Annotated in this window: 15 protein-coding genes; 9 read left to right on the top strand and 6 right to left on the bottom strand. The window is 63.0% G+C overall.

Going from position 1 to position 20,211, the window contains the following annotated elements; translation table 11 throughout:
* Nucleotides 1–21: 21 nt before the first annotated feature.
* Nucleotides 22–1,884 carry a beta-galactosidase gene (locus VSR72_RS41050; RefSeq protein ID WP_342957904.1) on the top strand — a complete coding sequence of 621 codons (1,863 nt, stop codon included), beginning with the start codon at nt 22–24 and terminating at the stop codon, nt 1,882–1,884.
* On the opposite strand, the gene VSR72_RS41045 is transcribed toward VSR72_RS41050, so the two are convergent.
* Entirely contained in the window at nt 1,881–3,803 is a 1,923-nt protein-coding gene (locus VSR72_RS41045) for an enterotoxin (protein ID WP_342957903.1), read from the bottom strand. The genes VSR72_RS41050 and VSR72_RS41045 overlap by 4 nt on opposite strands.
* A gap of 319 nt (nt 3,804–4,122) precedes the next feature.
* Between VSR72_RS41045 and VSR72_RS41040 the strand changes: the two genes are divergently transcribed.
* The 4 genes from VSR72_RS41040 to VSR72_RS41025 all read left to right on the top strand — a co-directional run bounded on the left by VSR72_RS41040 (nt 4,123) and on the right by VSR72_RS41025 (nt 7,804).
* The gene (locus VSR72_RS41040) at nt 4,123–4,413 is read left to right on the top strand and encodes a hypothetical protein (RefSeq protein ID WP_342957902.1); all 291 of its coding nucleotides are present in this window, start codon (nt 4,123–4,125) and stop codon (nt 4,411–4,413) included.
* Between the two features lie 357 nt (nt 4,414–4,770).
* On the top strand, nt 4,771–5,547 hold the full coding sequence (locus tag VSR72_RS41035; RefSeq protein WP_342957901.1) for an ABC transporter substrate-binding protein: 777 nt from the start codon (nt 4,771–4,773) through the stop codon (nt 5,545–5,547).
* Between the two features lie 97 nt (nt 5,548–5,644).
* Nucleotides 5,645–6,760 carry a succinylglutamate desuccinylase/aspartoacylase family protein gene (locus VSR72_RS41030; protein ID WP_342957900.1) on the top strand — a complete coding sequence of 372 codons (1,116 nt, stop codon included), beginning with the start codon at nt 5,645–5,647 and terminating at the stop codon, nt 6,758–6,760.
* A gap of 348 nt (nt 6,761–7,108) precedes the next feature.
* Nucleotides 7,109–7,804, top strand: a complete 696-nt coding sequence (locus VSR72_RS41025; protein WP_342957899.1) for a phosphatase PAP2 family protein — start codon at nt 7,109–7,111, stop codon at nt 7,802–7,804.
* A 22-nt stretch (nt 7,805–7,826) separates the two neighbouring features.
* On the opposite strand, the gene VSR72_RS41020 is transcribed toward VSR72_RS41025, so the two are convergent.
* The gene (locus VSR72_RS41020; protein ID WP_342957898.1) at nt 7,827–9,005 is read right to left on the bottom strand and encodes a fumarylacetoacetate hydrolase family protein; all 1,179 of its coding nucleotides are present in this window, start codon (nt 9,003–9,005) and stop codon (nt 7,827–7,829) included.
* A gap of 54 nt (nt 9,006–9,059) precedes the next feature.
* Nucleotides 9,060–10,853, bottom strand: coding sequence for an IlvD/Edd family dehydratase (locus VSR72_RS41015; protein ID WP_342957897.1), 1,794 nt, complete (start codon nt 10,851–10,853; stop codon nt 9,060–9,062).
* 315 nt (nt 10,854–11,168) lie between these two features.
* Here VSR72_RS41015 and VSR72_RS41010 point away from each other — a divergent pair, with 315 nt between their 5' ends.
* The 3 genes from VSR72_RS41010 (at nt 11,169) to VSR72_RS41000 (ending at nt 16,355) form a co-directional block, all read left to right on the top strand.
* Nucleotides 11,169–12,521 carry an MFS transporter gene (locus tag VSR72_RS41010; protein WP_342957896.1) on the top strand — a complete coding sequence of 451 codons (1,353 nt, stop codon included), beginning with the start codon at nt 11,169–11,171 and terminating at the stop codon, nt 12,519–12,521.
* A 295-nt stretch (nt 12,522–12,816) separates the two neighbouring features.
* On the top strand, nt 12,817–13,599 hold the full coding sequence (locus VSR72_RS41005) for a transporter substrate-binding domain-containing protein (RefSeq protein WP_342957895.1): 783 nt from the start codon (nt 12,817–12,819) through the stop codon (nt 13,597–13,599).
* 8 nt (nt 13,600–13,607) lie between these two features.
* On the top strand, nt 13,608–16,355 hold the full coding sequence (locus tag VSR72_RS41000) for an EAL domain-containing protein (protein WP_342957894.1): 2,748 nt from the start codon (nt 13,608–13,610) through the stop codon (nt 16,353–16,355).
* A gap of 22 nt (nt 16,356–16,377) precedes the next feature.
* Here VSR72_RS41000 and VSR72_RS40995 read toward each other — a convergent pair whose 3' ends face one another.
* Both VSR72_RS40995 and VSR72_RS40990 read right to left on the bottom strand, forming a co-directional pair.
* Nucleotides 16,378–17,283, bottom strand: coding sequence for an SDR family oxidoreductase (locus VSR72_RS40995; RefSeq protein ID WP_342957893.1), 906 nt, complete (start codon nt 17,281–17,283; stop codon nt 16,378–16,380).
* Between the two features lie 40 nt (nt 17,284–17,323).
* Nucleotides 17,324–18,076 carry an SDR family oxidoreductase gene (locus VSR72_RS40990; RefSeq protein WP_342957892.1) on the bottom strand — a complete coding sequence of 251 codons (753 nt, stop codon included), beginning with the start codon at nt 18,074–18,076 and terminating at the stop codon, nt 17,324–17,326.
* A 136-nt stretch (nt 18,077–18,212) separates the two neighbouring features.
* On the opposite strand from VSR72_RS40990, the gene VSR72_RS40985 reads away from it, so the two are divergent.
* Complete coding sequence (locus tag VSR72_RS40985; RefSeq protein WP_342957891.1) at nt 18,213–19,127, top strand: LysR family transcriptional regulator; 915 nt, start codon at nt 18,213–18,215, stop codon at nt 19,125–19,127.
* 13 nt (nt 19,128–19,140) lie between these two features.
* On the opposite strand, the gene VSR72_RS40980 is transcribed toward VSR72_RS40985, so the two are convergent.
* Entirely contained in the window at nt 19,141–20,064 is a 924-nt protein-coding gene (locus tag VSR72_RS40980; protein WP_342957890.1) for a LysR substrate-binding domain-containing protein, read from the bottom strand.
* Nucleotides 20,065–20,211: the final 147 nt, after the last annotated feature.

Here is a 20,211-nt window from a genome sequence, read left to right as displayed (position 1 = left end):
TCAGCCGTGGAAGTATAGTGCGTGAGTCTGCAAATACAAGGGCGCGATTGCACTGTGAACCTCGACCGCAGCCACACCTTCTCGTTCAGCCCCAGTGGCGAACACTTCCTGCTCGACGGCGAGCCCTTCCAGATTCGCAGCGGCGAGATGCATCCCGCGCGCATTCCACGCGAGTATTGGCTGCACCGCATTCGCATGGCCAAAGCGATGGGCATGAACTGCATCGCGTTGTACGTCATGTGGAATTACCACGAAACGCGCAAAGGCATATTCGACTTCGAAAGCGGCAACCGCGATATCGAAGCCTTCATCCGCCTGTGTCAGGAAGAAGCGTTGTGGGTGCTGTTGCGGCCGGGGCCGTATGTCTGCGCCGAGTGGGACCTGGGCGGCCTGCCCGCTTACTTGCTGAGCGAACCGGACATCCAGTTGCGCACCGACTCGGCTACCGATGCGCGTTACATGGCGGCGGTTGCACGCTACATCGGCGAACTGGTTCCGCGCATCAAGCCGTTGATGATCGATGCAGGCGGCCCGATCCTGATGATCCAGATCGAGAACGAGTTCGGCTCGTACGCACGCAATCCCGCTTACCTCGAAGAACTCAGGCAGCTTTGGCTACAGGGCGGCATAGCGGGGCCGTTCTATACCGAAGACGGTCTCGCGCAACTCAAACGCAATCGCAGCACGGTGACGGGTGGCGCGATTGCGTTGAGCAATGGCAACGCGGCGCAAATCGCAACGGTGCGGCGCGCGTTTCCCGCGGTCCCCGCGATGGCGGGCGAGGTCTACCCGGGATGGCTCACGCATTGGGGCGAACCGGCGTTCGCGGGGCTGAACTACGATCTGTCCGCCATCCTGACTGCGTTCATGCAATCGCAACTGTCGTTCAACCTCTATGTCATTCACGGCGGCACGAGCTTTGGCTTTTATGCTGGGGCGAATGTGGACGAGTCGGGCGACTATCAACCCGATATCACCAGCTACGATTATTCCGCGCCGATCAGCGAGCAAGGGGCCGCCACGGCGAAGTACGTGAAGTATCGCGAGATCATCGCCAGCTTTCTGACCGAACCCCTGCCGGACATTCCCGATGCCATCGCCACGCTCGCTGGCCGCACCCTGACGCCAACCCTCTACGCCTCGATCTGGGACAACCTGCCCGCGCCCTTGCCGCGCGAGTCGAGCGTCGATCCGCAGTCGTTCGAACGCTACGGGCAGACGTTCGGCTTCGCGCTATATCGACGAACGTTGCATGCGCAACCAGATTGCGCACTGGATATCAGCAATGTTCACGACTACGCGACCGTTTTCGTTGGCGAGTACTATGCGGGCGGTGTCTCGCGCGCGCAGATTCCGCACGGCTATGCGCAGCCGTTGCGCGTGAACTATCGCGCGCCGCTCGCGCTGCCCACCATCCCGGCTGGCGCGCAGGCAGCGCTGGAAATTCTGGTAGAGGGCATGGGGCGAGTCAACTTCGGACCGGAAATTGTCGACCGAAAAGGACTGCTCGAGCCGGTGAAGATCCATAGCGCCGACGGGTCCATCTCGTCGCTCAAGGACTGGGACGTCTTTTTGCTGCCGATGGATGAGGCGTTCATCGCCGGGCTGGTGGAACGCTGCGCGAATCCGTTGAAAGCCGGGCTATTCTTCAAGGCGCGTCTGGATCTGAATGAGGTCGGCGACACCTGGCTCGATATGAGCCGCTGGACCAAGGGCGTGGTCTGGGTCAATGGGCACAATCTTGGGCGTTATTGGCGTATCGGCCCGCAAAGGCGCTTGTTTTGCCCCGCGCCGTGGCTCACGCAGGGCGAAAACGAAGTGTTGATATTCGACTTGCACCAGACCGAAGCGAAGCCAGTGCAACTCGAGGATTCGTTGTATTAGCCCCCACCGGTCGGCAGTAGTTCCAGCGTGAGCACTTCGAATGGCGCGAGCTGAATTTCGCAAGGCGCATCCGCTTCCAGTACGTCCGGAATGGCCGCTGTGCCCGCATGCCAAAGGCTTCGCGCATGGAATCTCCCCACCGCCGCATCCGGCAGTTCCAGTTGATGCCGCAGCGCCAAGGCAAAGCGCTGCGCCTCGCTATGCGGATTGCGCAGCGTCACGACCGCCTTATGCGGCGCCCACGCCGCCCAGCCATAAATGGCGGCTTCGTCAGGCGCGCCGCCAATCCAGTGGCTGTCACGCAATACGTCGGCGTTCGCGCGCGCCCATCGGGCGGCTTGTGCGAGTACGTTCCATTCATCCTCGCCTAGCAGCGAGGGCGTGATGTATAGCTCCTGCAATTGCGTGCCGCTTGCGAAGAAGGACTGCACTTCGTGCGCGAAGGCATCGCCTGCCGACGCATTCAGGCGCGGATTACACTGCGCGAAAACAATACCGTGCAGCATCAGCGAATTGAGCGGAAAGAGCGGGCTGCGCAGCACAATGTTGCGGTACGTCTGCGCGTCGCGGTACGTGATCCAGCGCTCGCGGTTCGTGCCGCTGCCGGTCTGGCCGTCGTCGTTGCCGCCGCGCCAGATCGCGTCGACGTGGCGCAGCCAGAATGGCGACGGATGCGTGCCCGTCGAGAGATTGATGAAGGTTTCGGGTTTCGCCGCACGAATGTCGCCGATGAGCTGGATCGCCGCGTCCCAGTCGCTATCGAAAAGACTGCCTGGAAACACGCGGTCCGCGTTGCCCGTCCCGTCGAACTTGAACTGGTTCACGCCGTCTCTCGCGAGCAGGTCCATCACGACTTCGTGAAAGCGCCGGTAGTAGCGCGGCCCCGATAACGCGAAGCCATTGTCGATGACTTCATAGCCGGCGGTGCGGCCGCGACTTACGCGTTGCTCCTTCGGCGCGCAATAGCCGCCCCAGGGAGACAGCCATGCGCCGGGCGCACCGCCGTATCGTGCCGCGGCGTCGCGCAGCGGCACGAAGCCGTGAGGAAACGCCTGGCTGAAATGCCAGCCGCCGCCGAGGTCGTCCCAGCCATCGTCGAAAAGAAACGAATCGATCTGCACGCCGCGTGCGGCATACAATGCGCGGCCGATCGTTTCGATACGCTCAAGCGCCTGGTCCTGCGTATAAGGCGTGAGGTAGCCGATATCCCACCAGCTGTTGTAGTGCAGAAACGGGCGATATGGGCGGGGGCGCTCGTGCTCGAGGCATGCGGCGAAATCGCGCCGCATTTGACCTTCGCGAGCCACGCCGGCCACGGCGGAGTAAGTCAGCGTCCGGTTCTTTGCCAGCGGCAGCGCGCGTTGCAGCGTAAAGTTGACGCCTTCCTTTTCCACGTGGCTGGTTGCAAGCGGCAGTTCGAAGCCCAGGTAGAAGTTGCCCGCTACGACCGGCGTGCCCCTGCGTTCGCTGCTGGCCTGCGCGCCCGCAACTCGCGCATGCAGCAATGAAACCAGGGAGATGCCTTCGTCCTGGCGCAGGGCCGTCACGTCCAGCGTCATGCGCAGATACCGCGCGCTTTCGCGCTGCTCTACGCTCCATTGAACCCGCAGGCGTCCTTGTGCGTCGCCCAGCGCGATGCTCACGCGGCGGCCCGCGACTCGTTCGGCCAATCGCGATGCCTGGGGGTTAGCGGCGAGCGTGTCTTCCCGTACCGGTGCGAGCATCCGCATTCCGGCGGGGCCGAGTGTGGTGCCGTCCGCGAAAGTCAGCGCAAATGGCGCGACGATGGGCAGCGTACGCTCCTCTACGCAATCGTTCAGCGAGAAGTGAGTGAGTTGCTCGTCCTCGATTGCCCAGTGCAATGCGATTGCGTCGTTCCCGAACGAGCAGACGTCGCCCTGCTTCTGGAATTCGGGCATGCAGGCTTGCGTAGAAGCTCGATCGTCGGCACGCATGGGAGACCTGTCTCGGGCACGGGCAGCCTCTATAGGGTAATGGCAACGGCCTCGTGCGTTCAACCCGCACCACACACGCGTGTAATGACCCCAAAACGACGGACCCAATCGAACACCGATTACGGCCCGCGCAATTACCTTATGGGAACCTTAAGCCGGCGATTTTTCGCGCTGCTTTACCACCGGTTACACGATTGACAAATCTGCGCAGCCCTTCCGAAAGCTCAGCGACTAGAATCCGCTTCCATCGCAACCGCATCCGTTGACTGGAATAGAGATCATCATGAATCGCCTGACGTTTTATCTCCTCGCAGGGCTCGCAGGGACGTGTGTCAGTAGCGCGGCATCCGCCCATGCCGATATCGGTGTCTATCTCGGCGTTCCCGGTCCGGTTTATGCCGCGCCCGAGCCGGTGTACGAGGCGCCGCCGCCCGTCGTCTATGCAGCGCCGCCCGCAACGTACTACGAACCGGCCCCGGCTTACGGCTACTACCGCTACGACCACGACGACGAGCACCACTGGCACGACCACGGCCGTCATCGTGGCTGGCACCACGGCGACGACGACGATTGAGCGGCGCGCCCGTCACTCCAGTAGTTGCGCGCGCAACAAAATGCGCGCGCCAGCCTCCCTGCTTGTGCAAGTTCCCCGCCCCCACCTCGCGACAGCAGCTCTCTACGGGCAACGACTCATAGTTGTCTAGCCAATAAGCACTTACAACGCGCCCTCCACACTACCGCAGCCGTTACCTCGCGCGTGCAACGCCCGCATTTCAGCGCGTTTACACCTTCCGCCAGCGAAAACCCTAGTTGTCTCATTATGTGAGATCTCTTATCTTGTCTATACAACACGGCTGACGTGACAGCCCGCTGTTGACCATGCCGCCATCTGTCATGGCGCGTTGAAAGACATACTGGAGACTCCACGTCAATGAAGAAGTTTGCCCTGTGCATTGCGATGCTGGCCGTCGCAACCTCCGTCTGCGCGAAGGACTGGACCACCGTCCGCTTTGGCGTGGACGCAAGCTATCCCCCGTTCGAATCGAAGAGCACGGACGGCAAGCTGGTCGGCTTCGACATCGACGTCGGCAACGAAATCTGCAAGCGCATCAACGCGAAGTGCGTTTGGGTGGAAAGCGAATTCGACGGCATGATTCCGGCGCTCAAGGCGAAGAAGTTCGACGCCGTGCTCTCCTCGATGTCGATGACGCCGCAGCGCGAAGCGCAAATCGCCTTCTCGTCAAAGGTCTTCCACACGCCTAGCCGTCTCGTCGCGAAGAAAGGCTCGACGCTCCAGCCCACCGCAGAATCGCTCAAGGGCAAGACGGTTGGCGTCGAGCAGGGCACGACTCAGGAAGCCTATGCGAAGGCGAATTGGGCGCCCAACGGTGTGAAGATCGTGCCTTACCAGGACCAGGACCAGGTTTATGCGGACCTGCTCTCGGGCCGCCTCGACGCCGCGCTGCAAGACGCCGTGCAGGCCGACCTGAGTTTCCTTAAGACGCCGCGCGGCGCAAGCTTCGCGTTCACGAACGGCGAACTGAGCGACCCGAGCGGCATTCTCGGCAACGGCGCCGCGATTGGCTTGCGAAAGGACGATACTGACCTGAAGGTGAAGATCGACAAAGCGCTCGCGGACATGATCAAGGACGGAACGTACAAGAAGATCGAATCGCGCTACTTCGCATTCGACGTGTACGGTTCCTGAGCATTACGCAAGCACTGTACTAGCAACGAAGGCGCGGGACACTCCCGCGCCTTTTGCCCTTTTCCGCCGCCGGAAATTCCCCCGCGCTCACGCCATCATGCAAACTCAAACCCATCCGCTCATTTCGCCGGCGCTCGGCACCGCGCGGCACCTCACGAGCTTCCACTACGGCCCCACCGGCGCACAGAAGATCTATATCCAGTCGTCGCTGCACGCCGACGAACTGCCCGGCATGCTGGTCGCCTGGGCGCTGCGCAAACGCCTGGCTGCGCTCGAAGCCGCGGGCAAGCTGCGCGGCGAAGTCGTCGTCGTGCCCGTGCCCAACCCAATCGGCCTCAATCAGCGCCTGCTCGGGCAGTTGCTCGGCCGCTTCGAAAGCGGCACCGCGGCCAACTTCAACCGCCACTTCCACGATCTCGCCGAACTCGTGCTTCCGCGTGTCGGCACTCGCCTGAGCGCCGACGCGCAGCAGAACCTGCTCGCCGTGCGCGCGGCGATGCGAGAGGCGCTTGACGAACAGACGCCCACCACCGAACTCGGCTCGCAGCGTCTTGCGCTGCAGCGCCTTTCGTACGATGCCGATGTCGTGCTCGACCTGCATTGCGACTTCGAAGGCGCAATGCACCTCTACACGAACCCCGACTTGTGGGCCGATGTCGAACCGCTCGCGCGCTATCTGGAAGCGAAAGCGTCGCTCTTCGCGCTCAATTCGAATGGCAATCCCTTCGACGAGATTCACAGCTTTTGCTGGTCCGCGCTGCGCGAGCGCTATGGCGACCGCTTTCCGATTCCCAACGGCGCGGTTTCCGTGACGATCGAGTTGCGCGGCCAGGCGGACGTGAGCTACGACTACGCGGAGCGTGATGCGAACGCCATCGTCGACTACCTCATGCATCGCGGTGTGATCGACGGCACGCCCGCGCCGCTGCCTGCGCTCGAGTATGGGGCTACGCCGCTCTCGGGCGCCGAATCGCTCATCGCGCCGGCCTCAGGCGTGCTCGTGTTCCGCACGCCGGTTGGCGTGCGGGTCGAACCTGGCCAGCCGATTGCCGATGTGGTCGACCCGCTGACCGATCGCGTCGTCACCATCGCGAGCACCGTGACAGGCATGCTGTACGCACGCCAACGCACGCGCTTCGCCACTGCGGGGATGGAAGTGGCGTGGGTCGCCGGCGCCACGCCGCTGCGCAGCGGCTCTTTGCTCCCCAATTGACGATAAAACCGCTAGCGGTAACGTCGGGCGAATCGCCCGAAATGATGTGGGGCCATGTTCACGAGCGCGCATGCCGTATGCACAGTTCGTTTGGAAACGAAACGATATGTGACGGAGCGTAACAGCAGGCCGGCAGGCGCGCCGTAAAGGACGTTACAGGCCGTTGCAGCGCAGTCGGGGCGGGAGCAAGCGCGATTTACACTTGCTTTCGAATCTTTACCTATGCGCGCTGAGTTGAACCTTACGATTGCGAACGCCTGACGCATTGGGCATCAAGGCGGCCGGAGACCTCCGTTTCCGGCCGCCTTTCTCATTCGTAAATACAGTCAGCGCAATGGCCCACAATAAATGAACAGCTTCGATACCGTCATTCTGGGAGCCCTCACCCAAGTCGATCTGCCGCCACTGCTCAATCACGCGATCCGGGTGATGGTGGGACTCTATACATTCAAGGGCTATTTCCTTATCCCGCTCATCTGGTGGATCTGGTTCCAGCCAGGCGAGCAGCGCGAGTGGCGGCGCGAGATGATGATCGCCACGGTGGCCAGCGGCCTGATCGCGCTCGCAGTGGGACGCTCCCTCGCGCGCATGTTGCCGTTCCGGCAACGCCCGATCTTCAATCCCGACCTGCATCTGCATTTCGCCTCGTCGTCGTTGCGGGCGGCCGGGCTGACTGACTTCAGCTCGTTTCCGAGCGATCACGCCATGCTGTGGGTGGCGATTGCAGTGGGGATCTTCTTCGTTTGGCGTGTGGTCGGTGCGCTTGCGATTTTATATGTCGTACTAATCATCTGTTTGCCGCGCGCTTATCTGGGCTACCACTACCCCACGGATCTGATCGCGGGCGGTGTGATCGGCGTGGTGATTACCTGGCTGATGACGCGCGACGCCGTCAGGAAGCGAACGGCCGAGCCCGCTCTGCGCTTGATGACGCGCTTTCCCGGGCCCGCTGCCGCAATCGCGTTTCTGGTGTGTTTCGAACTGGTCACGCAGTTCGACGATCTGCTGCGGCTCGCCCACTCCGCGTTGCACGGAATGGGCTGAAAGACTGGCCGCGTTCAACGGCTCACAGTAGTCCGCGCGCAACCAGATTGCGATAAAGCGCGCGCACGCCGAAGGTCCACGGCGCGAGTTCCGTGCTCAATTGCACGGTGTTGATCAACCCGCCGAGCTCCGGCGCGGAGATGGTGACCTCGTCGCCCAGGTGGTGCGTAAAGCCGCCGCCTTGCGTGTCGCGATCCTTGATCGGCGAGAACATGGTGCCGAGAAAGAGCATGAAGCCATCGGGATACTGGTGATGACGGCCCCACGTCTGCGCCACGAGGTCGGCCGGGTCGCGGCTGATCTCGCTCATATGGCTGATACCCTCCAGCACGAAGCCATCGTCCGTGCCCTCCACGCGCAGCGCGACGCTGGTCTTGCGCACCGTGTCGAGGCTGAACGACTCGTCGAACAAGCGCACGAACGGACCGATCGCGCACGAGGCGTTATTGTCCTTGCACTTGCCGAGCAGCAGCGCCGAGCGGCCTTCGATGTCGCGCAGATTGACGTCGTTGCCGAGCGTAGCGCCGACGATCTCGCCGCGGCTGTTCACGGCCAGCACGATTTCCGGCTCGGGGTTGTTCCAGACCGAAGCGGCCAGCAAGCCGACGCCCGCGCCAAAGCCCACTGCCGACATGGGCTGCGACTTCGAAAACACTTCGGCGTCGGGCCCGATGCCCACTTCCATGTACTGGGACCACGCGCCGCGCCGCTCGAGTTCCGCCTTCAGCTTCATCGCTTCTTCCGAGCCCGGCTTGATCTTCGAGAGATCGGTGCCGATCGTGGCCGCGATGGTTTCGCGAACCTCCTGCGCCTTTGCGGGGTCGCCGCCGGCCTGCTCCTCGATCACGCGCTCGATAAGGCTTACGGCAAACGTCACGCCGCATGCCTTGATGGCCTGAACGTCATTGGGTGCGAGCAGGCGCAGCGAAGGCGCCGCGCTGCCCGGCAGATTCGCCTCGATCAGTTTCTCCACCGGACCCAGCGACTCGCCGCTCACCGTGCGCGCAAAGCGCACGATGTCCTCGCGATCAAAAAGGTCCGCGGTGGTCGGCGCGCTGGCCGTGATATCGATGACTTCGCCGTTGCGAACGAGTACGACTGAGGGACCTTCGTGCTCGCCTGCCTTGCGCCACACGCGGCCAACGAGCAGCGCCTGCCCGACGTCGCCGGGAAGCCAGTTTGATGGGGTGTTCGAGGTCATGGTGCGTCCAGTTGAGTGTCCGATGTTGAGTGCCTGATGTTGGGTGCCTGACGTTCAGTGCGAATGGCGCGGATTGCCGCGCTCGGCAATGACTTTCAGATACAGCGTGGCGGGCTCGAGGCATCCGCCCGTGGACAGTTGCCCCACCGTCTTGCGATAAAGCTCCTGCCAGGGCGTCTGCGCAGGCGGAACTTCGAAGTGGGCTGTTTCGCGGCGCCGCGCAAGCTCGGCTTCGTCGACCAGCACGTTCACGCTGCGCGCATTCAGGTCCACGCGAATTCGATCGCCCGTTTGCAGCAGCGCGAGGCCGCCCCCCACCGCCGCCTCGGGCGACATGTTCAGGATCGACGGGCTTGCCGAAGTGCCGCTCTGGCGGCCGTCGCCCAGCGTGGGCAGCGACGTGATGCCCTGGCGCACCAGTTCCGCCGGCGGCGCCATGTTCACCACTTCCGCACTGCCCGGATAGCCCACCGTGCCCGTGCCGCGAATCACGAGAATGCAGTGCTGGTCGATTTCGAGCGACGGGTCGTTGATGCGCGCGTGGTAGTCCTCGGGACCGTCGAACACGATCGCGCGCGCCTCGAAGGTATTCTCCGCGCCCGGCTCGCTCAGATAGGTTTGCCGGAAGACCTCGCCGACCACGGACATCTTCATGATGGCGCTGTCGAAGAAGTTGCCCGAGAGCACCATGAAGCCCGCGCCATGCTTGAGCGGATCATCGGTTGTCCTGATGACTTCGCGATCGGGTTCGGGCGTGCTGTCGGCAATGGCGCCGATGGTTCGGCCCGATACCGTGAGGCATTCGCGGTGCACGAGGCCCGCGCGGTCGAGTTCGCGCAGCACGCCGGGCACGCCGCCCGCGCGGTGGAAGCTCTCGCCCAGATACTCGCCCGCCGGCATGCAGTTCACGATGAGCGGCACCTGTTCGCCCACGCGCTGCCAGTCTTCGAGGCTCAGCTCGATGCCCATGTGCCGCGCGATGGCGATGAGGTGCGGCGGACAATTGGTGGACGCGCCAAGCGCCGAGGCCACGACGATGGCATTCTCGAACGCCTCTTTCGTCATGATGCGCGAAGGGCGCATGTCGTAGCGAACGAGATCGACAATGCGCTTGCCCGTTGCGTACGCCATCTGGCCGCGCTCGCGGTAAGCCGCCGGAATGCTGGCGCAGCCGGGCAGCGACATGCCCAGCGCTTCGGCGAGACTGTTCATCGACAACGCCGTGCCCATGGTGTTGCAGTGGCCGATGGAGGGCGACGAAGCCGTCGTCAGTTCCATGAAGCCCTCATAGTCGATCTCGCCGGCCGCCAGCAAATTGCGCGCATGCCAGATAACCGTGCCCGAACCGACGCGCTGGCCGTGATGCCAGCCGTCGAGCATCGGACCGCCCGATAGCACGATGGCGGGCATATCGACCGTTGCCGCGGCCATCAGGCATGCGGGCGTGGTCTTGTCGCAGCCCGTGGTCAGCACGACGCCGTCGAGCGGAAAACCGTGAAGAATCTCGACGAGGCCCAGATAGGCCAGGTTGCGGTCGAGCGCCGCGGTAGGCCGGCGGCTCTGTTCGGCAAGCGGATGCACCGGAAATTCCATCGGGATGCCGCCCGCGTCGCGAATGCCCGCCTTGGTGCGAGCCGCAAGCTCGATATGGTGGCGATTGCAGGGGGCGAGATCGCTCCCCGTTTGCGCGATGCCGATGATGGGACGGCCCGATTGCAGTTCTTCGCGGGTCAGGCCGTAGTTCATGAAACGCTCGACATACAGCGCGGTCATGTCCGCATGGGCCGGATCGTCGAACCATTCCTGGCTGCGCAGGCGCCGTGCGTTGGGCTGGGTCTTGTCACTCACTTCGGTATTCCTTGTCTCGACGATGGGGCGGGCATAGGTGCGGGCGCACGCCAGTTTGTTATCGGTAACATTTCTGGATATTAGCACTTTGTGCGCGCCCTGTGCACCAGGTGAGACCACGCGTTTTCCCGCGCCCAAGGGCGATCGACTTGCCGTGGCACGGTCTGCCGTGCTAATTTAGCGCCCGCTGTGTTACCGATAACAAAACAGCGCGCTGTTGGCAGACAGTTGACCCACAGTTGACCGACGGCGCCAAGAAATAGCCTCCCCTTCAGCGGGACCGATCAAAGGCAAATGTGAATGGAGACACATCCCATGCCAACCCTCACCCAGATTGCGGACTCGCCGTCCGCCGTCAACGAAGCCGAAGACCTTTTGTACCGCAAGGTATTGAAACGCATCTTGCCGCTACTGCTTCTGTGTTACGTCGTCGCCTATCTCGACCGCGTGAACGTCGGCTTCGCCAAGTTGCAGATGCTGGACTCGCTGGGCTTGAGCGACAGCGTCTACGCCGTGGGCGCGAGCATTTTCTTCTGGGGGTACTTCCTCTTCGAAATGCCGAGCAACCTGCTCCTTCACCGCTATGGCGCGCGTTTCTGGATCGCGCGCATCATGGTGACGTGGGGCATCGTTTCGTCGTTGCTCGCGTTCATCGCGCCGCTCGCGAGTTTCTTTCACGTGCAAACCTCGACGATGTTCTACATCCTCCGGTTTCTGCTCGGCGTATGCGAAGCGGGCTTTTTCCCCGGCATCATTCTTTACCTGAACTACTGGTTCCCGGCGCGCCGCCAGAGCGTCGCGATGTCGGGGTTCCTGATCGCCATTCCGGTGAGCCTCACGCTCGGCGGCATTGTCTCGGGGTGGCTCATGGAGAACACGCACGGCATGTTCGGCCTGGGCGGCTGGCAGTGGATGCTGTTGCTCGAAGGCATTCCTTCGATTTTCGTCGCCTTCGTGGTGCTGGCGCGCATGGGCGACGGCATTCAGTCGGCGAAATGGCTGAGCGCCGCCGAAAAAAACGTGCTGCAAAAGAATCTCGAACAGGAAAGCGCGAAGAAAACGCATAGCGCCGTGGCGGCGCTGAAAAGCCCGCGCGTCTGGCTGTTGACGTTCATTCTGCTGACCTTCAACACCGGCTTCTATGGCCTGGCGTTCTGGCTGCCTTCCATCATCAAGGCTTCCGGCGTGCAGAGCACGTTCAATATCGGGTTGCTGACCGCCATTCCTTATCTGAGCGCGGTGGCCGCCATGATCTGGAACGCGTCGCACTCGCGCAAGACCGGCGAGCGCCGGTTGCATGCGGCCATTCCGGCTTTTATCGGCGGCGTCGGCCTGATTCTGAGCGCCCTCTTCGCGCACAACGTGCCGCTTTCCATCGTATTCCTGACTATCGCCACCTGCGCGATTCTCGGGCTCATGCCGATCTACTGGACGTTCCCGGGGCAAATTCTCTCCGGCACGGCCGCGGCGGCGGGTATTGCGCTCATCAACTCGGTTGGCAATCTGTCCGGCTTCACGGGCTCCATGATCACCAGCGTGGCGAAGGACCTGACCGGCGACATCAACAACGGCACCTATGCGCTGGGCGCTTGCTTGCTCGTGAGCTGCGTTTTGATTCTGTCGATTCCAAAAGGCATGCTGAACCGGGACGCCGAAAAAGAGAACTGACCACTATGCGAATCAGCTAAATCGTCCGTTGCGAAGGCCACCTTCTGGCTGGCCTTCCTTACACGATCCCTTTTCATATATTGCGTCGGCCTTGCGCCGGCGCTTTTTTTTGGCCTGCGCAGCCCCGCCACTACGGGCAATCCCTCTGCTCGAAAGTCCCAGCGCGCGCACAAAAACCGTGCAAAAAAAACAATTGGAATTGTCTCAAGAATTGCAGCACGCTGCCGATAAGTCGTGAAGAGTGTTTTCCGCCCGATACACTGTCATCGGGCCACTATCAAGCCACGGAGACGCTGTGATTCGAAACTGCCTTGGAGGCCTGCTGCTGGCGCTCAGCTGTCTTGGCACCGCGGTTGCCGCGGGCCCCGACTGCTCGCGCTCATTTACGCTCGCCTTACACGACCATGGGCTGCTCTACTCCGTCGACACGGATACCGGCATCGACAAGGACTTCGCCGACGCGCTCGCGCGGCGCAGTGGCTGCCAGATCCGCGTGAGCCTGATGTCGCGCGCGCGCATCTGGAAACTGATCGAGTCGGGCGCGCTCGATTTCAGTCTTTCGGGCATTGCCAACGACGAGCGCAACCAATACGCGGATTTTGCCTGGTACTTCAGCAACAAGTACTATCTGCTGGTTCGCAAGGATTCGGGCATTCGTCAACTGGCCGATTTCGAGCACAACGACAAGTTTCAGCTCGGCGTGATTCGCAGCTTCCGCTATAGCGAGTCGGCTAACCGGCTGGTGGATTCGCTCTCCGCCGAAAATCGCGTGAGTCAGGCCGGGGGCCTCGAGCCGCTGTACCAGGCGCTGATCCTCGGCCGCATTCAGGGAATGATCATCGAGCCATTCGATTATCCCGCTATCGATGAAGCGAAGATCCGGAGCGTGACCAATATCGTGGAGTTCGACGACCCACCCATTCCGCATGGACTGATCATGTCGAAGAAGGCGCTCTCGCCCGAGGAACGGGACAAGTGGCGCGCCCTCGTCAACGAAATGATCGCCGACGGCACGGTGCGGCGCATCTTCACGAAGTATTTCAAGCCTGACCTCGCCGACTCGATGGTCCCCTTCTAAACGCCACCATGACCCGGACGCGCCTCGTTCTGCTCCCGCTACTGGTTCTCGCCGCCGCGCTCGGCGTGACTTGGGCGCTCTGGAACCACGAGCGGGAAGCGGCTCGCCACGAACTGCTCACGCAGTTCGACTTCTCACTCGGCGACGTAGTGAGCCGCATCGAGCAGCGCATGGGCACCTACGAGCTGTTGCTGCGCGGTGTGCAGAGCCTCTTTGCCGCGAGCGGAGAAGTCGATCGCGACGCCTTCCGCGCTTACGTCAATACGCTCAATCTCGACGCCAACTTTTCCGGCATCCAGGCCATCGGCATCATCGCGTGGGTGCCGCAAACGCAAAAGGCCGCGCATATCGCGACCATGCAGCAGCGCGGCTTGCCGGGTTACGCGATCGAGCCCGAGGGTCCGCGCGAGAACTATGCGCCCATCATTCAACGCGAGCCGTTTATCGGCGCCAATCGCGCGGCGCCCGGTTTCGACGCGTGGGCCGACCCGGTGCGCCGGCGCGCCATGGAACAGGCGCGCGACACCGGCATGGCGACCATTTCCGGCAAGGTGCGCCTCTCCGTCGACACCGACCCTGGCGCCGATCCCGGCTTCATCATGTACATGCCGGTCTACGCACGCGGCCAGGCGCCCGAAAACGCCACTGAGCGCCAGGCGCAGCTAGTCGGCTGGGTCTATGCGTCGTTTCGCATGCACGATGTGATCGCCAGCCTTTACGGCGAGGAACCGCCCGGCCTCTCGGTCTCCATCTACGACGGCGTGGAATCGTCGCCGGCCGCGCTGCTCTACAGAACGGCGGGCACCGCCGCCAACCACCCGCCCAGCGACCTCTCGGCGACCGAATACCTCGTGGTCTGCGGCCACGACTGGATGCTCAAGCTGATGGCGCGCGACGGCTTCAAGGCCCGCTTCGGCCGCGACGCCGCAACGCTCATCGCCATCACCGGCACGGGCCTGAGCCTGCTGCTCGCGTTGCTCACGCGCCTCATGATGACGGGCCGCAGCCGCGCAATCCGGCTCGCCTCGTCGATGACGAAGGAACTGCGCGAAAACGAAGAAAAATTCCGCGCCATTGCGGACTGCACGGTCAACTGGGAAATCTGGTGGTCGCCGGAAGGCAAGCCGCGCTGGATCAACTCGGCGGTCGAGCAGTACATCGGCTATACCGTCGACGAGTGCATGGCCATGAGCGATTTCGCCTGCACCGTGATCTATCCGGGCGACGCCTCCTATGTCACGCCCGAGTTCCGCGCGGCGCAACTGGGCTCGCGCGGCGACAATCTGGAATTTCGTTGCGTGCGCAAGGATGGTTCGCTCATGTGGCTTTCCGCCTCGTGGGTGCCGATTACCGACTCCAAGGGCGACTTCGTCGGCTTTCGCACCAGTTGCCGCGATATCACCGAGCGCAAGATCGCTGACCAGCGCATCAAGGAGCTGGCCTTTTACGACGCGCTCACAGGCTTGCCCAATCGCACGCTGCTGCTCGACAACCTGAAGGAAGCCATTGCCGAGAGCGCGATGAACGGCACGAGCGGCGCCCTGCTGTTCATCGATCTGGACCACTTCAAGACGCTCAACGACACGCTGGGTCACGACAAGGGCGATCTGCTGCTCCAGGAAGTGGCGAAGCGCCTCGCGGCGAGCATACCCGCAGGCGACACCGTGGCGCGCGTGGGCGGCGACGAGTTCGTCGTCGTGGTGGGGAACCTGAATCCTGTTCCCTGCGAGGCGGCCCGCCAAACCGAGGTGCTGGGAGAGCGGATTCTCACCGTGCTTGGGAATCCTTATCGACTCGACGACATCGACTACCGCAGCACGGCCAGCATTGGCGCAACCGTATTCAAGGGATTCCAGGCATCGACGGACGACCTCATGAAGCAGGCCGACCTCGCCATGTACAAGTCCAAGGAACGCGGACGCAACGCGGTGCGCCTCTTCGACCCCGACATGCAAACGGTCGTGGTGGAGCGCGCCGCGCTCGAAGCGGCGCTGCGCGCAGCCATCGAAGACGAGCAGTTCGTGCTGCACTACCAGATGCAGATCGACGGCGACCGGGTGACCGGCGTCGAGGCGCTGGTGCGCTGGCAACATCCACTGCGCGGGCTCGTGTACCCGGCCGATTTCATTCCCGTTGCCGAAGATACCGGGCTCATCGCGGAACTGGGCGCCTGGGTTCTGCGCGCGGCCTGCATCCAGCTAGCGCGCTGGGCCACCCGGCCCGACACCGCGCATCTCACGATTGCGGTCAATGTGAGCGTGCAGCAGCTTCATCAACCGAACTTCGTGGAAAGCGTGCTGGCCACGGTCGAACAGACAGGCGCGCCAGCGGACCGGCTGAAGCTGGAGTTGACGGAAAGCGTGCTGGTCGACAACGTGCAGGAGATCATCGAGAAGATGGAGACGCTGAAGGCGAACGGCATCGTCTTCGCGCTCGACGATTTCGGCATCGGCTATTCGTCGCTTTCGTATTTGAAGCGCCTGCCGCTCGATCAACTGAAAATCGACCGCTCATTCGTGCGCGACGTCCTCGTCGATCCGAACGACGCCGTGATCGCGCGGACCATCGTGGCGCTCGCGCACAGCCTGGGACTTGGCGTGATTGCCGAAGGGGTCGAGACCGAGGAGCAACGCGCCTTCCTCGCCTCGGCGGGATGTTACGCGTATCAGGGCTACCTCTTCTGCCGCCCGATTCCTGTCGAGGAATTCGAAGCGGCATTGCGCGGGCAAGAGGCGCCGGAGTGCCTCACGGAGTAGGGGCGCCCCGGGGCTTTTCGTTTCATGCAGCGCCATGCCGCCGCGGCGCGAGCAGGTCGGAGAGGCCCACGCGGTGCAACATCTCCGCTCTCACGCGATCAAGCACCGCAAAGCCGACGTCCGCGCCGTCCTGCGTCGGGTCTACGTGCACCCGGAACGGCCGGTTGCCGAACGGGGCATCGACCACATCGACGATCGCCTCTGCCACGAGACCCACATCGGCTTCCGGCGGCACGATGGCGGCGAACGCCTCCTGGATCTGCTCACCGAACCCCGCATAGGGGCCCGCTTCATATGCTGCGACTACGCCCTTGTCTTCCGGGCTGCCCGCATGTGAAAAGTGATTCGTGCCCGAGGTAAAGGCGCCCGGCACGATGATCGACGTTTCGATGCCCCAGCGCGAAAGCTCGCGCGCGTATTGCACCGCAATCGCATCCATTGCCGCCTTGGCCGCAAAATATGGCGCGAGGTAAGGCGGCGTGCCGCCTGCCGAACTGCTGCTCGACACCCAGACCAGCAGACCTTTCCGCCGCTCGCGCATGTGCGGCAGCACTGCGCGATTCACCCGTTGCGTGCCAAGCACATTGATGTCGTACAGGTGCGCATACTGCTCCGCGCTGAACGCTTCGGCCGGCCCGAAGGCCATGTGGCCCGCGTTGTGGACGATGACGTCGATGCGTCCGCTTTCCGCCATCACCTGGGCAATGCCGGCATCTACAGAGTCCTGCGACTGCACGTCGAGTTCCACGGTGCGCAGATCCACACCGTTATGCTGCGAGAACTCCGCCATCTGCGCGACGACCGGGGCGTTGCGCCCAGCGGTCGCGCGCATGGACGCGTAGACGGTATGGCCGGCGTTGGCGAGGGCTTCGGCGGCAAGGCGGCCAAAACCGCTGGATGCGCCGGTAACGACAATGACCTTCTTCATGATGGGTTCCTTGTTGGCAAAGAATGACTTGATCAGGACTTCAAACAATGCCGCCGTTCACGCGGATCGTTTGACCGTCGATCCAGCTTGCCCCGCGGCCGACGAGGAACGAGACCACCTCCGCGATGTCGTCCGCCTGGCCGAGACGTTCGAGCGGCGGCATTTTCGCCAGGCGCTCGATCTGCTCGGGCGTCTTGTCCTTGAGGAACAGTTCGGTTGCGGTCGGTCCGGGGGCAACCGCATTCACGGTGATATTGCGGCCGCGCAGTTCCTTGGCGAAGATGTTCGTCATCGTTTCCACGGCCGCCTTGGTCGCGGCGTACACCGAGTAGCCCGGCAGCGCGAGCGCCTGAATGCTGCTCGAAAAGTTGACGATGCGACCGCCCTCGCGCAGCTTCTTCGCGGCAATGCGCAGCGTATTGAAGGTGCCCTTGAGGTTGATCGCGACGAGCCGGTCGAACAGGGCGTCGTCGGTATCGACCAGATTGACGAGGCCCGGCTGCATGACGCCCGCGTTATTCACCACGATATCCACGCCGCCGAAGAGCGTAATGGCCTGGTCGAACATCGCAGCCACCTGGGCGGGTACGGCGACGTCTGCCTGAATCGCCGCGGCGCGGCCGCCGGCGGCCTTGATTTCCTCCACGACGGCATTGGCGTCCGCAGCGCGGCCGGCGTAGTTGACGACAACGGCGATGCCTTCGCCCGCGAGGCGTTTGGCGATCGATGCGCCGATACCGCGTGAAGCGCCGGTAACGATCGCGACTTTGCTGGTGTTGGCTTGCGTGCTCATGGTGACTCTCCTTTTTGGCCGGGTGGTGTTGCGCGGTGTTGCGCGGTGCTACGTTGTGATGCGATGGGTGCATCTTCCCGCCACGAGCCGCTCCACGGTAGCCGCATAGCCGGTATATCGGTTATGCTCCCGGCGTATGACCATCTTCAACGACCTGACCCTGTTGCAGGCCTTCGTCGCCATCGTGGAGAGCGGCAGCATCTCTGCGGCGGCGCGCAAGCTGCATTTGAGCCAGCCCACGCTGAGCCGCCAGTTGCGTTCGCTCGAAGATCAATGCGGCGCGTCGCTGCTGCGCCGCGACACGCACCGCATGAGCCTCACGGAAGTCGGTCACCAGTTCCTTGCCGACGCGCAGGCGCTGCTCGCGCTAGCCGAAGAGTCCGAGCAGCGCATGCGGCGCGACCAGAGCGCGCTGAGCGGCAATATCCGCGTGTTTTCGACGATCGACTTCGGCCAGTCCGTGGTGAGCCGAATGATCAGCAGCTTTATCCAGGCGCACGCGGCTGTGAGAATGGAGTTGGCGTATTCGAACCGCCCGCTGCACATGATCGAAGAGGGCTGCGACGCCGGCATCGTCGCCGGGGCGCTCACTGACGACCGTGTCGTTTCGCGCTCGCTGGGCGAGATCAGGCGCTATCCGGTTGCCGCGCCCGCCTTCCTCAAGGATCACAAGATCGCCAGCAAGCCGGAAAATCTCCAGGCCTTACCGTGGATCGCGCTTTCTAGCCGGCAATTCGGCGGTTCGAGAGATGTCACGCTGTATTCGGGGCCGGCCACGCAAACGCTGCAGATCGAGCCCGTGATGATCTCGGAAGGGGTGACGAGCATGCGCGAGGCTGCGCGCATGGGGCTGGGTCTCGCCGTGTTGCCGGAATGGCTTATCGAGGAGGATCTCGTGTCGGGCCGCCTCGTGCGGGTACTGCCGAAATGGCAGGCGAAACCGCTCGCCGCGCAAATCGTCTACCCCGTGCAAAGGCGGCTGCCGTTGCGCGTGCAAGCATTCATCGAATTCGCCACGGAATATATGACGACGGTTTTGAAGCCGCGCTAACGCGCGACTGCGTTCACGCGCCCCGCCGCGGCGCCGGTCCGCCAAACTCCGTGGCGCGCACGGCCTCGACCAGATAATCGACAAACGACACAATGCGCGCCGAAATCGCCGTGTTGCGGTAGTACACGGCGTGAATAGGCTGCCGCACGTCCTGTGTCTGGCGCGCAAGAACCTGCACGAGGCTGCCGTTCGCGCGGTCCTGCGCCGTCATGAAGTCCGATAGACACACAATGCCCACGCCCGCCAGCGCGAGCTGCCGCAAGGTTTCGCCGCTCGACGACCACACATCGGGCTCGATACGCAGCGGCTCGCCATCGGCGCCCGTGAGCGGCCATACGTTGAGCGCTTCGGGCTGAGTGAAGCCTAGCAGCGTGTGCTTGCCGAGATCTTCCACGCGCGCGGGGCGGCCGTGCGCCGCCAGATACTGCGGACTTGCCAGCACGCGAATGCGGCTATTGCCGATCAACCGGCTATGCAGCGTGGAGTCCTTGAGCCGGCCAATGCGGATCGCCACATCGGTGCGCCGCTCGAGCAAATCGATAATGCCCTCATTGCTGTTCAGTTCCAGCTCCACCTGCGGATAACGCTCGCGATAACCCTGCACGAGCGGCACGATCACATGGAGCATGAAGGGCGACGCCGCATCCACGCGCAATCGCCCCGCTGGCATCTCGCGCCGCGCGAGCATCTGCTCCTCTGCGCCCTCCACCGACTCGATGATGGCCCGCGCACTGTGCAGGAAAGCCTTGCCTTCCTCTGTGAGCTCCAGCCGCCGCGTGGTTCTGCGCAGCAGGGTTGTCCGGAGCTTTTCTTCGAGCCGCGCGAGCGTCCTGCTCGTGGCGGACACCGTGAGATCCAGTTGTTGCGCCGCCGCCGTGATGGAGCCGCTGTCCACCACCGTGGCAAACGCCTGCAGTTCGTCCAGAGTGATCTTCATTCTTGATTTGAAATCAAAACACTTTGGTTTATAGCCTGGTTTTTAGTCAAAAGTAAAACCCGCACAATGCAGCGGTCCCAACTTGCCAATGCCCAATAAGGGCACGACGCCATGCTCGACCGCGATCTCAGTCTACCCGCCACGGCC

Source organism: Paraburkholderia sp. JHI869, assembly GCF_038900775.1.
Classification (GTDB): Bacteria; Pseudomonadota; Gammaproteobacteria; order Burkholderiales; family Burkholderiaceae; genus Paraburkholderia.
Note: the sequence above shows the minus strand (reverse complement) of the source record. Positions and strands in the feature narration are given on the sequence as shown.